This window comes from Chryseobacterium sp. OSA05B, from assembly GCF_019970065.1.
Classification (GTDB): domain Bacteria; phylum Bacteroidota; class Bacteroidia; order Flavobacteriales; family Weeksellaceae; genus Chryseobacterium.
On sequence record NZ_JAHXYH010000003.1, the window covers coordinates 334,459 to 348,101 of the forward strand.

A 13,643-nucleotide genomic window follows, 5' to 3' on the forward strand; every position below is an offset into this window, starting at 1 on the left:
ATACCTTTATCTAAAGGATTTTTGATGGAAATTCATTTTTTTTTAGCACATTTGTACTAATACACATTTCACACGAGTTCCATGGATTCCAAACAACAGCTTTTACAGCAGTCAATCGCGGCCAAAGAGGTTTTCCTGCCCCATATTTCAGCTGATCCGGTTATTTTCGGATTCGAGCATAATGAACTTAAAGTTCTTCTCTTAAAAACCAATTACAGAAAAAAATGGCTGCTTCCGGGCGGTTATGTAAGAAAAGATGAAGATCTGGACGAAGCGGTAAAAAGAATTTTAAAAGAAAGGTCCGGAATAACGGATGTTTATCTTGAGGAATTCGGGGTCTTTGGAAAGAAAAACAGGAGTGAATTTCATTTTGAGGATTTTGATGACAGCCTTTTTCAGAAACAGCGCTTTATAACGGTGGGATATTATGCTTTGTACAGCCCTTCAAGGTTTCACCTGATCCCTGATGAGTTCAGCGAGACTTGTGAATGGGTCTTTATAAGCCAGTTATCGGAGATAGAACTGGGGATGGATCATTATGAGATCATTCAGAAAGCCCTGTTTACCCTGAGACAGAAAATATCTACAAAACCTATCGGGCGAAACCTTCTTCCTGAAAAATTTACACTTCCTGAATTGCAGAAATTATATGAAGCCGTTTTAGGAAAAGAGCTAAACCGCGGAAATTTTTACAGGAAAATAAAGAATTTGGGTATTCTGAAAAAGCTTGAAGAACAAAGGCGCGGCGGTGCCCATAAAGCTCCTGACCTCTATTCTTTTGATGAAGAACATTACGCCAAAGCTATGGAAAACGGGCTTAATAGCTGGTAATCTGATTGTTTTTTCCGATGAGCTCTATTGAAAAAAAGGTTTTCAGAATTTAGAAATAATAGGGAAATTTGCAGAATGAAAATTATTCCGCTTAAAGAAGGCAATTTCTCGGCCAGCAGAACAAAAGAATTTACGCTTTTAACAGATGAAAACTTTGATACCGTAAAAGGGATTAAAATGTCTGTGCAGCCTTTTCTGATCGTTACAGATCATGATTATATCCTTCTTGATGCCGGTATCAGTTGGAAGAATGGTGAGGGAAAGACTGTTATTTCTGAACTACTGGCAAAAGAAAATATCAAGCCGGAACAAATCACCAGGCTTCTGCTTTCACATCTCCACAAGGATCATATCGACGGCAGCCTACAAAAAACAGATAATGGTTTTATCCCAACGTTTCCGAATGCCCAAATTTATATCCAGAAACGCGAACTGGCTTTTGCGATGGAAAACACAGGAAACCCCTCATTTGACTTTGATACCCTTGAAAAACTGATCACTCTTCCAAATATCATCTGGATGGATGATGATCACGGGAAAATTAACGATGAAATTTCTTTTGAAGTGGTGGGTGGCCACACTCCTTTTATGCAGGTATTCTGGATCCGGGAAAATGGAGAGACCGTTTTCTATGGTGCAGATGACCTTCCTCAGGAATCTTACCTGAAATACCATCTGGCGTATAAAAGCGATTTCGATGGTAGAAAAGCAATGGAATTAAGACAGGAATGGCAGAAAAAAGCCGCCGAAGAGCAATGGAAAATACTGCTTTACCATGATCTGGACAAAGCAGTAATCCAAATATAATCTGACGCAAAAATAGGTTTACAGGTCATTAAACCATTTGTAAATATCCAGATCGGAAGGAATACTGAGTTTTTTCCGTATCCTGTTTTTTCTGTTCTGAATCGCTTTTGGAGTCACAAAAGTATAGGTTGCAATTTCCTTAGTGGTAAAGTTGAGTTTTAGGTAAATGCAGAAAATCAGTTCAGAATTTTTGAGATTGGGCTGTACATTCGTGATCTTGTCAAAAAAATCTGGATACACTAATCTGAATTTATTCAGCAGGCGTGGAGAATTTTCTTTAGCCAATGCCATGATCTCGTCCTGCACTAAAATCTTTTGGTTCAAATCTTCTAAATTGGATTGCGGTTTTTCGTTTTTCATAATATTTTTCTCATCTCTACTTATTTCTGATGCCTTTACATGGGCAGCACCAGTACAAATTCTTCTTCTGTTGCTATTTTATAGCAGCTTGTTTTATATTCAGACGGCCTATTTCAATTCTATCATCTATCATTCATTCTCATAAATACATTGTGTGGTTCCTGATATTTACTCTTAAAAATGCTCTAACTCATGTTATCTTTTCAATCATTTTTAAAACAAACAAAGAAAGAAAAAATGATTAAAATTTTACAAAATTAAAATACCACATACATACCACGCTATGCCTATTAACAGTGTATTTGTTCTATTTTAAGCTGAGTTTTAAAATTGAGCTGCCCATTTGTTAATTTTAAACAAATGTAGCAGATTGTGAATCTTATTTTTTATGATCGTAATCAATGTTTTTTACGTTTTCATTGCCTGTCTTTTGTAGAATCTACAGGCATTCCGAACCGGATTCAGTTCTTTATTCTGTGGTATGTATATGGTACATAGTTTTGCAGAAACGGATTGAAATTGAACTTTCTTTACATGATTGAAACCAGAGACTTTTCTGTTTACTGCCTGATGAAAGACATTAATGGTTAAACATCTGTTTAAAGATTCAATTAAAAACCTATTACACCATGATCGCTGACGACGTATTAATTTCTTATGGAGCTGAAACCAAAACGTATAAATCGGAGGAGATTATTTTCCGGGAAGGCGAATTTTCTGCATTTTATTACCAGATTGAAAAAGGACAGGTGAAACTCAATAATTATACGGAAGACGGGAAAGAATTCATTCAGAATATATTTTCAGGAGGACACAGTTTTGCAGAATCCCTGCTGTTTGTAGACCGTCCATATCCCATGAATGCCATAGCGATAAAGGATTCCCATATTCTGAGACTTCCTAAATCTGTTTTTTTGAATCTGATTAAGGAAAATCAGGAGATTTCTCTCAATGTCTATCAATGTATGGCCGAAAGAATGTACTATAAATATCTGATGCTTTACAACCTCTCCTTTCAGAATCCAATGCTGAAACTGAAACAGCTCATGGATTATCTTAAAAGCTATCAGGAAAACAAAAGCCCCTACTCATTTGAGATCCCTCTTACACGACAACAACTCGCCTCACTCACCGGTCTGCGGGTAGAAACCGTTATCAGAGCTATAAAAACGATGGAAAAAGAAGAAATTTTGAGGATAGAGAAGAGGAAGATTTTGTATTGAGTCAGGAAGTAAGAAGATGGGAAATGGAAGTTCTCAGCGGTCCTGAAGAAAAATCTAAGTCTTTCAATTAACATTTTTTAGTTCGGGAAAGAAAAATGGAAGCTATTTACTGACTTCCATTATTTATTTACACTTTTCTCCCTTTATTGATTTTCCACAAAATTCAAATTCCGGATAAATTCATTACAACCTTCAAAATCGAAATGGCGGTTTTTTAGAAGCTTGATTTGATAGTGTACCGGCAGATATATTCCCCATTTTGAAAAGTTCAGAATATCGGGAGAATGTTCTATTAATTCGGTCAACGCTTCGTCGAGATTTACATTATTTAAATTTAAATCTTTAAGCATCAGGATGAATTCCTTTTTCTTAGAAAAATCGAGTTCAAATTCACTCTCGCTATCGTATAATTGATTGCTAATCCCAATTCTGTTCAGTACAAAATGTAAGGTTTTATTCACCTTCGATCCTGCAAACGAGTAGAATGTAAGTTTGTTATTACCGGAGAACAACGGTCTGTCCGTCAGGTAGGACTTAATCCCATACACAGAAAAGTCTTTACGCATCTGCCTGATGATTTCTTCACCTGCCTCATCCAGAAAATCATACTTCTCCTCAGAAATAAGGATTTCCAGCATTTTCTCTCTGATCTTTGATGCGGTATCCGCAGGATCTCCAAAAAAGAGCGGTTTCTTTCCGTCTTTGGCAGGGATCACTTCTATTTTTTTTGATTGATAATCAATGTCTTTTATTTTCCATATTCTGGCCGAAAGATATACATTTTGGTCTATGATGGTCTGCGTAGAAAGCGGCAACTCGCCTATTTTCACTCCCTGGCTGATCACCCTGAAAAAAACCGGAGTATGAAAAAGGGTATAAAAATCTTTCGTATTCACCACTTTTTCACCTTCGATCCCGATGATATATTCATTTCCAAGCTTTTCCAGAAAATCAATTTCGGTAAGATAATGAATGATCTCTGAGATTTCTTCTACCTTAATATTCTTAAAAGTCCTGTTCGTGGTCAAATCTTCTAAAAGCTGGGCAAGTGTCATGCCCGAAGATCCTTTCACGATAGACAACAGTTGATGAACCAGCACGTCATAAGGTTGATCATTAACGGGAAAAGGTTCGATATACTGATCTTTAAAAAGCAGCCAACACGCCATCGACTGAAGAAGACTCCATCGATCCGTAGCATACAGAAACAGATTACTGGACTTCCCTTCCCGGCGGCCGCTTCTCCCAACTCTCTGGATCAGGGAAGCAATGCTGTGGGTAGCATCAATTTGGGCAACTTCATCCACATTTCCGATATCAATCCCTAATTCCAGCGTAGAGGTGCAGGATATACAAAAATTCTCATGAACACTTTTTTTAGCAAAAAATTCAACGTATTCGCGCACTTCTTTGTCTACAGCGGAATGATGGGAAAAATAGTTGGAATGTCCACCCACTTTTTCTGAGATCCTCTTGAGCTTTACCGCGACTTCTTCCACTCTTCCTCTTGCATTGGGAAATACCAAAACCTTACTGTCTCTGGTTCTCACATACAGATCTTTAATAAGATCCAACGGAAGTTCACTGGTTGTTCCTTCAAAGTATTTAAAAACAGCATTAATAGGTTTCGGTGTAGTATCCCTGATCACTTTCGTATGTTCGGGATCTCCCAGAAAATCTTTGAGTTCAGCGTATTTATTTTCATCGCTTATCGTTGCCGAAAGTGCCACAGTACTGAATTTCTTTTTATTGATTTTCTGAAGGCGCTGCAACAGAGACTGCAGATGAACTCCTCTGTCTGAGCCTAAAAAGGAATGAATTTCATCAATAACCACATACTCCGCCGTTGAAAAAAGATGATGGATATTGTGAGGCTTATTCACAAACATCGCTTCCAGAGATTCCGGAGTGATGAGTACAATTCCTTCCGGCGTTTTTAACAAGCGCTCTTTGGCTCCTTTGGAAGCTTCTCCGTGCCATTTGGTTACCGGAACATCAAGATACGCACAGAGTTTTTCCACGCGCATGAACTGGTCGTTAATCAAAGCAATCAACGGTGAGATATAAAGAACTTTTACACCTTGCTCTTTAAAATTAACTTTTGAAAGGATCGGCAGAAAGGCAGCCTCCGTTTTACCTGAAGCGGTTCTTGAAATCAAAACATAATTAGTGTCATTCGGAATAATCTTTTGAATGGCCGCCTCCTGAATAGGCCTCAGACTTTCCCATCTCTGATCGCGGATGTATTTTCTGATTGGCTCAGAAAGCATGTCGAATGCTGTCATATTTCCTCAATGCTGTCTAAAATCACCAGATCATTCGGTCTCTCATCCGAGATCTCAATGTCGCCGAAGAGCTGCTTTTTGTCAACCTCCGGATTCTGTCTGATAATGTTCAGAATATTCAGGAAATCCCTGATCACTTCTCTCGGGGTCAGGAATTCTGAAGCTCCCGGTTTGTTGAACATTTCTTCCATAAAAACAAAAATTTCATCGTCGGTGATATTCAGTTCCGTTTTATAGTTGAAATCAAAAATCAGCTTCAGTTTTTTTAGCAAAACGAAAATTTCGTTGTGGTCCAATGGAGTTAATTTGATCACCGGCTGGGCAAAATCCCTGATATTAAGGGTTTCAAATTTATTGGTTTCCAGTCTTGATTTTAAAGCCTGATAACTGAACAACCCTCTCCTTTCGTTTTCCAGAAATTCCTTTGTTCCTGCAAAGTTGATAAACAGATTGGAGATTTTTCCCTGAAAACAATCGTTATAAATGGATAAAATTTTCTCGTAATTTTTTTCACGGGCCGCTGCCGTAGATATTTTGTAAAGATTGATGGCTTCATCGAGATTGATCATAAAGCCACTGTAGCCCATGCTTACAAAGAATTTACAGAAATTCTTAAGCATATCGTAAAAATTGGAATCGTTGATGATTTCTCTAACCCCCAGATCCTGCCTTGCTTCCGTTTTGGTTTTATATTCGCCTTTGAGCCACTTCAGGGCATTTCTGCGAAGCAGTTCATCTCCTTTGATATAGCCTTCATAGTATTTAACGATCACAGAACCAAAATCGAAACCACCAACTTCCGTGATTTCATTGACCGTTTTCATTATAGAATTCTGGATCAGACCCAGATACTGATCATTCCTGATTTCCGACAGTGAAATATGGTTTTCTTCAGCTGTTTTCGTAATTACCTGCTCGATCCATTTTTCCAGTAAAGTCTGTAATGCGCCGCCTTCAGGCTTGGTCTGGATCGCAATATTGTCCATAATGGCAGAATACAGGATGACACTTTTTCCATCATTGGAATACAGCCTGTTATCCGGGGTAAAATCTGCATTAGAAACTACAAATTTCTGTTTCAGGGCAACGGTGTTCAGTAAGTGAAGCATAAACGATTTTCCGCTTCCAAAATCACCAATCCAGAATTTCGCCATGCTGTGCCCGTTTTTCACATCATCCAAAGAACTGATGAATGCGTTGATCTCTTCCGATCTTCCAACGGTTATATGTTGTACCCCTATTTTTGGGACTACTCCGCTCACCAGTGAATTGATAATGGAAGTCGCTTCTTTGGGTTTAATATTGTCAATCATTGTTTAAAAGTTTTTTATAATAATCAGTATTAATTGTAAAATATTCATCCTCTTCTTCAATAAGGACGTCGTCGAGGGTTTCAAAACAGAGATCATTTATTGAATCGATGGTAGATCCCATGAACAGGTTTTTAGACTGTAAATAGACAGCCATTTCACTTTGTGGAATATTAAAGCTCTGCTTTTCAAATAAGTCTAAAATCTCCTTTTGAATTTCTGATAAATTTAGTTCATCAATATATTTGTGAATCTCTATTTCAGTATTCTGATGCGTGATATTCATCGTCAATTCTTCCCCTTCTTCCAGCTCTGCTGGTTTTGACGGTATACTTTCTTCTTCATAATCATCTCTGAGGTATTCTTCCAGTAACGCCACCGTTCCTGAATGCTGTCTCTGAACATTTTCAACAGCCTCTCTGTCGATAACTATTTTTTTTCTTTTCGGAAGATACAGCTGAGAGGCTTTTTCAATGGCTGCTTCAAGATTCCGTGTTGTAACGAATTCATTTAATATATTTTCAAAATCTGTCAGCTGCTCATTGGTGGAGAACAAGCTTTTCTGAATGTTTTTTGTAAGTTGTTTTCTGTCAAATTGAGACGTATTGAGATCTTTTTCAAAATAATGGAGATACAGCTTTAAAGCACTGATCCGGTCATGTTTTGATACAAATTTTGAAGCTTCGAAAAAAATCGCGTCCTGAGAAGGATTTTTAATATTTACCTCCGCCAACCTGAATATTTCCCTTTCAAAAGCAAGAGCATTGGAAAAATCTTCTTTAATGATTTCAAATTTTGTCTTCCATCGTCCTGTATTGTTTTCATTCAGGATAGTATTCGTTCTGTGATCTGCATCCAGAATCTGATGTTGGTTTTCTTGCAGAAAAACCTCAAGTTTTGAAACAATCTTTCTGCCGTACTGATGCAGAATATCCGGATGGGAATAATTAAAATCCGTATTGATCTTCCGTTTAATTCCATATACTTCCCTGACATTATTTTCGCATAATTTTAATATATGGTTAAAAATTTCTGTCTGTACGGCATCATAGGTATAGCGATAGTTGAGACTTTCTTTTCTGTAATTGTACTGTAAGCAGACAATAATTTCCGACAGTTCCTCAATAACCGTTGCATAGGATTTATTGACCGGAATACAATGCGTCCGAAGATAATCTACTGCTCTTAAAAACTGTTTTAAAATCTGTATTCTGCAGTATTCAATTTCATTGAAAACATTATCTGCAAACCATAATCTGTCTAATAGTGCAGTCTGTTCATCATTTAAGCTGAGCTTTCTGACATATTTTTTTCCTATTTTCCAGCCTTCAGGATCATACTGTGCCCGCGGTATATTCTCGGAGGCAGGTTCCTGCACGGGTAAATCCGTTCCAAAATTGATGGGAATATCCGCACTTCCGGAGACATCAATGATAGAGTCGTCATAGTGTTCATTCTGCATAGTTTCAGTCTTTAAAGTAGAAAAGATTTCATTGAATGAATCGCTTTATCTGCCGAGAATTTCACTTTCACAGGCTGTCCGTAAAGATTTTTAAAATGAGTCATCTTAAATACATCGAGTTTATTGGTTAATTAGCTTGTGTTGATAGTAAAAATCAACTTTCTAATATAGCAATATTATAGATTCAAAAATATTCAGAATTAAAAAAAATGCCTTACGGTTTTCCGTAAAATGTGAGAGTAGATTTTAGAGGATAGAAGTTCTATAAAATAACTTATCATTATAAATTCTACATCCCGCACCATATACAGCACCACTGAACGTACACCCGAATCCCGACACAAACTCATTACTCATAACTTATCCCTCCCCATCAAGCTGTCTCTGAAATCCCTCCAGATATTTCGCAATATGAATGCCGTCTGCCAGCCCGTGATGGGCTTCCACAGAAACCGGAAGATACTTTTTACCGTCACGGATACTGAATTTTCCGAATGTGATCTTTGGGACAGATTCCGAATTATTAAAGTTGGTAGGATGCAATAACGCACTGAAAGAATTCCAGGGAATGGTTGAATGTCTGATGAGATCTTTCCCAAGTTCACCGTTATTCATTCTGATCCCTGATGTTCGCTGTACATCTTCTATTTCGTCCTGCATCACTGCATTAAACACGTTAAAATCTTTAGAAAAAGGAATAAATGCAAAACCAAAAGTACCATCTGCCCTGCCGATCGTAGTTCCAGCATGAATAGCATCGTATAAAACTACCTGATCATCTACAATTCTAAGTTTCAGCTCATCCACAGCATTCACTGCTACCATTGAACGGTGAAGATAGGTTGCGAAAAAAGAATGTCCGTTTTTCTTTGCATAATCATAAGCTTTTGTACAGTCCACTTCCGTGGTAAAGCCAAAGTACGGGCTTGCCATTTTAGAGAAAAATTCAAAATGCTCTTTTCTGTTCCAGTTTTCGATGTCTAAGATCTTCATTGATTTTATTTGCTGCAAATTTCCGTAAGTTTTCCCGGTTTTAAAAGTTTATCAGGAAAAAAACATAGAAATAAAGCATCGGAGATATAATGAAAACTTAGTATCAGCAGTTAATTTTGGTCGGTTTTTTGATGCAAACAGAACAGGTTTACAATATTAGATCTTTATGCTGTATTGTATATTTTCTTACTACCATTCTTCGGGCTTACCTACTAAAGAAGCCCTACTTAATAATAATTAAACATATATTATGGAGACAGAAAAAATCGGATTCATCGGATTAGGAAATATGGGCCATCCTATGGCTAAAAATCTTGAAAAAGCGGGATTCCCACTCTCGGTGTACAACAGGTCACCTGAAAAAGTGGAGGGTTTTAAAGAGCAATCGACGGTTTATACTCAAATTACTGAGCTGGTTCAGAACAACAGCATCATATTCACTATGCTTACCGATGACCGTGCAGTGAAAGCGGTTTACGAAGAAATTTTAAAATCAGATATCAGTGGAAAACTCTTTATCGATATGAGTACTATTTCCCCGCAGGCCACCGGTGAAATTTCCGGAGCTATTAAAATAAAGGAAGGATCATTCATTGATGCTCCCGTGGCAGGAAGTACCATGCCGGCTGCAGAAGGCACACTGATTATTATGGCCGGTGGCGAAGAAAAGGACCTTCAGAGAGCGATGCCTTATCTCGAAAAACTTGGAAAAGCGGTCAAACATCTGGGCGAAAATGGAAAAGGAATTGCCGGAAAACTATCGATTAATTACTTTCTTTCCGCTATTTATCAAGGGTTGGCAGAAACGGTGCTGTTTGCAGATCAGCTGGGAATTGAGCGTACGGCGATGCTTGAAATCATCAATGAAAGTGCAAGCGGAAGTGGTGCCACGAAAGTGAAAACACCCCTATTGATCAATAATAATTATGATCCTGCCTTTGCTCTGGACCTGATGCTGAAAGATATTCTCCTAGCTCAAAATGCTGGTGCAGATTTTCCATTATCAAAGGTTTTAGGCGAAACTTATCAGGCAGCTCATGATCAAGGCTTCGGTAAAGATGATGTAATCGGCATTATCAATTATCTGAAAAAATAAATAAGGGGAAAGTTCTGATTTGCAAACATATTTAACGGTAAATATTATGGATACACAAAATTTTAAAGGAACTCACTGGTCTGCAAGAAAAACAGGACCCATTTATATTGTCAGCATCGAAGATCAATCAAGTATCGTTGATGCTTTGACTGATTTTGTTAAAAGCCAGGATATAAAGGCCGGAGAACTTACAGGGATTGGTGCTGTAAACGAGGCCACACTTCGGTTTTTCAAACCTTCCGATAAAAAGTATTTTGATAAAACTTTTCATGAACAGATGGAAGTGACCAACATTTCCGGAAATATTTCTGAAATCGATGGAAAACCGGCGCTTCATATGCATATTACGCTGGGAAGAGAGGATTATACAGCTTTGGCAGGGCATCTTTTGGACGCTAAAATCCGCGGTGCCGGAGAATTTATTTTCTATCCGTTAAATACCAGAGTCGTAAAAATTAAGAATGAAGAAGTCGGGATCAATTTCTATGATTTTGAAAAATGAAATGACATACTGCATTGAAAGTAGTATTTTTGACTAAATATTTTCCTGATGCTTGACATCTTACTTTCCCATATCCAAAACAAAGTTGAGCTTCCCGAAGAACAGATCAATCAGCTTCCATCTTTTTTTACGTCCAAAAAATTGCGAAAGAAACAGTATCTACTTCAGGAAGGTGATATCTGCAAATGCCTTTCATTTGTCATTAAAGGTTTACTCAAATCTTACGCCCTGGATGAAAAAGGAAACGAGCGGATCAATATGTTTGCGTTCGAAGGATGGTGGATTTCTGATTTCAACAGTTTCATTCATCAGGAAAAAGCAGTTCTGAATATTGATGCCGTAGAAGAAACCGAAGTATTGATGATCACGCTGGAAGATTACGAAAGAATGATGTTGGAAATCCCTGTAATGGACCGCTATTTTAGAATTCTTTATCAAAACAGTCTGGTCACAAAAGATTACAGGCTGATGGTTTCCAACAGCTTTACTGCAGAAGAAAAATACATGCAGTTTGCCCAAAGAAGTCCTGAAATTATCAAGAGAGTTCCCCATAATCTTATCGCTTCTTACCTTGGGCTTGCTCCCGAAACCGTTAGCAGGATACGAAAAAAATGGTCTCTTAATACTTGATCTGGATCAACACTAATGCATGACGCAGGTCAAGTGTTTCCGCCATCTCCTGTCCATAATTTTGTACAAGAAATTTTACGGATATGGACAATGGAAAAAACATAGCACTGGTAGTCGGTGCGACAGGAATTACAGGCAGTAATCTTGCAGAAGAACTAATTTCACAGGGATGGACCGTTTACGGACTTTCCAGAAATACAAATAACAACATCCCGGAACTGATCCCGGTAAAGGCTGATCTACTGGATATCAAAAGCTTAAATTCAGCGCTGAATGGAATCTCTCCCACTCACGTTTATTTCACAACCTGGATGCGAAACGATACAGAAGAAGAAAACATCCGTGTGAACAGTGCTTTGGTAAGGAATCTATTGGATGTGCTGGCTCCCAAACAATCGGTAAAGCATGTCGCTTTGGTGACAGGTCTGAAACATTATTTAGGACCTTTTGAAGCCTATGCTAAAGAAGGAAAACTTCCAGAAACTCCGGTCAGAGAAGAACATCCGAGACTTCCACTTCCCAATTTTTACTATGCACAAGAAGACGAAGTATATCAGGCTTCGGAAAGAGACGGATTTACCTGGAGTATTCACAGACCTCATACGGTAATCGGGTATGCAGTGGGCAATCTGATGAATATGGGAACTACTCTTGCGGTGTACGCCAGTATCTGTAAGGAAAAAGGACAGAAAATGATCTGGCCGGGATCTGCCGAACAATGGAATGGCGTGTCTGATGTTACAGATGCCAGAATTTTAGCCAAACAGCTCGTTTGGGCTTCTACTACCGAGTCTGCAAAGAATCAGGCTTTCAATATTGCGAATGGAGATGTATTCCGATGGAAATGGCTTTGGAAAAGGCTAGCAGACTGGTTTGGTATTGAAGGAGAAGATTTTGACGGAACAGTAAGACCGCTTGAAAATACATTGAGTACGAAAGGTAAAATCTGGAAAGAAATAGCAGAAAAATACAGTTTAAAAGAGAATAACATCAAGAGACTGGCATCTGCATGGCATACCGATCTGGACCTTGGAAGACCTCTGGAAGTGATGTGTGATATGGCTAAAAGCAGGAAACTTGGTTTTACAGCCTATCAGAATACGGAAGATTCTTTCACGGAACTGTTTGAAAAGCTGAGGGCGGAAAGACTGATTCCTTAATCTGAGTTTGGAAACAGGAAGAGGGAGGCTGGAAGTTCCTCTTGATATCCTAATACAACTATCCTGCAGTTCTGACCACGTTGCCAATAACTTCCTTCTTCCCGACCTTACAAACAAAAGGAGCAGTTTATCGCTGCTCCTTTTTATGATTAATGTGCTTTTTTATTTAAATCTCACTCGTTGTCATTCCGAACTTCTGTTTGAAAGAATAATAGAAATGAGAAAGATTTTCAAATCCCAGTTCAAGATAAATATCCGAAGGTTTTTTATCTCTGTGCCGGATCAGATAATAGGCTTCTTCCAGTCTTTTTTCTTTAAGCCACTGTTTGGGTGTTGTGTTGAATGCTTTGTTGAAATCACGCTTAAATCCCGACAGACTGCGGCCTGTAAGCCTGGCAAAAGTTTCCACAGATACATTAAACATGAAGTTTTTATGCATGTATTCTTTCAGATCAATCTTATGCGGTTCAGAAAAGTCAAAAAGAAGGTTTTTAAAATCCGGATTGCTCTGGAGAATCAATTCTATCGCTTCTTTGATCTTTAAAACAACCAATCTCGAAGTTGCTGTTTTAGTCTTATCAACATACGGCAGCAGCGAGACAAAATACCCCCTGAAAAATTCATCAGGTTCAAAAAACAACTTTTCGGTATCTGGAAATCTTTCCGTTGCAGTCATTTTATTTTCAGCAGCATACTGTCGAAGTGTTTCCTGATCAAGCGCTATGGAAAGAAACTGATACTTTTCATTCTTTGATGGATGCTTTACCGTACGGATCAGTTGATTTTTCCGTACCAGAACGACTGTGTTTTCTTTTATGACCGTCTTTCCTTTATCGTGAAAAGCATCTGTTTCACCAGACAGCTGAAAACCCAGGAAATGATCCGGAATAAATTCTTCATGTCCCCTGTACGTTTCAAAAGCACATGAATACACCAGTTTGTCGAATATGATCTCAGAAGTTCTCTCCATGATACAAATATCTG

13 protein-coding genes are annotated in these 13,643 nt (G+C 38.2%); 7 read left to right on the forward strand and 6 right to left on the reverse strand.

The annotated features are described in order from the left end of the window. Positions 1-81: 81 nt before the first annotated feature. Positions 82-831 carry an NUDIX domain-containing protein gene (locus LC419_RS13700; RefSeq protein WP_223607893.1) on the forward strand — a complete coding sequence of 250 codons (750 nt, stop codon included), beginning with the start codon at positions 82-84 and terminating at the stop codon, positions 829-831. A 75-nt stretch (positions 832-906) separates the two neighbouring features. Further along, a complete protein-coding gene (locus LC419_RS13705) occupies positions 907-1,638 on the forward strand; it encodes an MBL fold metallo-hydrolase (RefSeq protein WP_223607894.1) in 732 nt (243 codons plus the stop codon). Positions 1,639-1,656: 18 nt separating this feature from the next. Here the strand turns inward: LC419_RS13705 and LC419_RS13710 are convergent, their stop codons facing one another. Continuing rightward, on the reverse strand, positions 1,657-1,998 hold the full coding sequence (locus LC419_RS13710) for a hypothetical protein (protein ID WP_223607895.1): 342 nt from the start codon (positions 1,996-1,998) through the stop codon (positions 1,657-1,659). 629 nt (positions 1,999-2,627) lie between these two features. On the opposite strand from LC419_RS13710, the gene LC419_RS13715 reads away from it, so the two are divergent. After that, positions 2,628-3,221 (forward strand): Crp/Fnr family transcriptional regulator, encoded by a 594-nt coding sequence (locus LC419_RS13715; RefSeq protein WP_223607896.1) that lies wholly within the window; start codon positions 2,628-2,630, stop codon positions 3,219-3,221. 143 nt (positions 3,222-3,364) lie between these two features. Here the strand turns inward: LC419_RS13715 and LC419_RS13720 are convergent, their stop codons facing one another. The 4 genes from LC419_RS13720 to LC419_RS13735 all read right to left on the reverse strand — a co-directional run bounded on the left by LC419_RS13720 (position 3,365) and on the right by LC419_RS13735 (position 9,271). Continuing rightward, positions 3,365-5,506: a DEAD/DEAH box helicase gene (locus LC419_RS13720; RefSeq protein ID WP_223607897.1), complete on the reverse strand. Its 2,142-nt coding sequence runs from the start codon at positions 5,504-5,506 to the stop codon at positions 3,365-3,367. Continuing rightward, positions 5,503-6,819 carry an ATP-binding protein gene (locus LC419_RS13725; RefSeq protein WP_223607898.1) on the reverse strand — a complete coding sequence of 439 codons (1,317 nt, stop codon included), beginning with the start codon at positions 6,817-6,819 and terminating at the stop codon, positions 5,503-5,505. The genes LC419_RS13720 and LC419_RS13725 overlap by 4 nt, the downstream gene beginning before the upstream one ends. Then, positions 6,812-8,278 carry a tellurite resistance TerB C-terminal domain-containing protein gene (locus LC419_RS13730; RefSeq protein WP_223607899.1) on the reverse strand — a complete coding sequence of 489 codons (1,467 nt, stop codon included), beginning with the start codon at positions 8,276-8,278 and terminating at the stop codon, positions 6,812-6,814. Before LC419_RS13730 ends, LC419_RS13725 begins: the two co-directional genes overlap by 8 nt. A 360-nt stretch (positions 8,279-8,638) precedes the next feature. After that, entirely contained in the window at positions 8,639-9,271 is a 633-nt protein-coding gene (locus LC419_RS13735) for a chloramphenicol acetyltransferase (RefSeq protein ID WP_223607900.1), read from the reverse strand. Between the two features lie 250 nt (positions 9,272-9,521). On the opposite strand from LC419_RS13735, the gene LC419_RS13740 reads away from it, so the two are divergent. From LC419_RS13740 to LC419_RS13755, 4 genes are all read left to right on the forward strand, one after another. Beyond that, complete coding sequence (locus LC419_RS13740; protein WP_223607901.1) at positions 9,522-10,367, forward strand: NAD(P)-dependent oxidoreductase; 846 nt, start codon at positions 9,522-9,524, stop codon at positions 10,365-10,367. Between the two features lie 46 nt (positions 10,368-10,413). After that, a complete protein-coding gene (locus LC419_RS13745) occupies positions 10,414-10,869 on the forward strand; it encodes a PPC domain-containing DNA-binding protein (RefSeq protein ID WP_223607902.1) in 456 nt (151 codons plus the stop codon). A gap of 48 nt (positions 10,870-10,917) precedes the next feature. After that, complete coding sequence (locus LC419_RS13750) at positions 10,918-11,499, forward strand: Crp/Fnr family transcriptional regulator (protein ID WP_223607903.1); 582 nt, start codon at positions 10,918-10,920, stop codon at positions 11,497-11,499. Positions 11,500-11,582: 83 nt separating this feature from the next. Next, complete coding sequence (locus LC419_RS13755) at positions 11,583-12,659, forward strand: SDR family oxidoreductase (RefSeq protein WP_223607904.1); 1,077 nt, start codon at positions 11,583-11,585, stop codon at positions 12,657-12,659. Positions 12,660-12,825: 166 nt separating this feature from the next. Here LC419_RS13755 and LC419_RS13760 read toward each other — a convergent pair whose 3' ends face one another. Continuing rightward, positions 12,826-13,629: an AraC family transcriptional regulator gene (locus LC419_RS13760; protein ID WP_223607905.1), complete on the reverse strand. Its 804-nt coding sequence runs from the start codon at positions 13,627-13,629 to the stop codon at positions 12,826-12,828. Between the last annotated feature and the right edge of the window lie 14 nt (positions 13,630-13,643).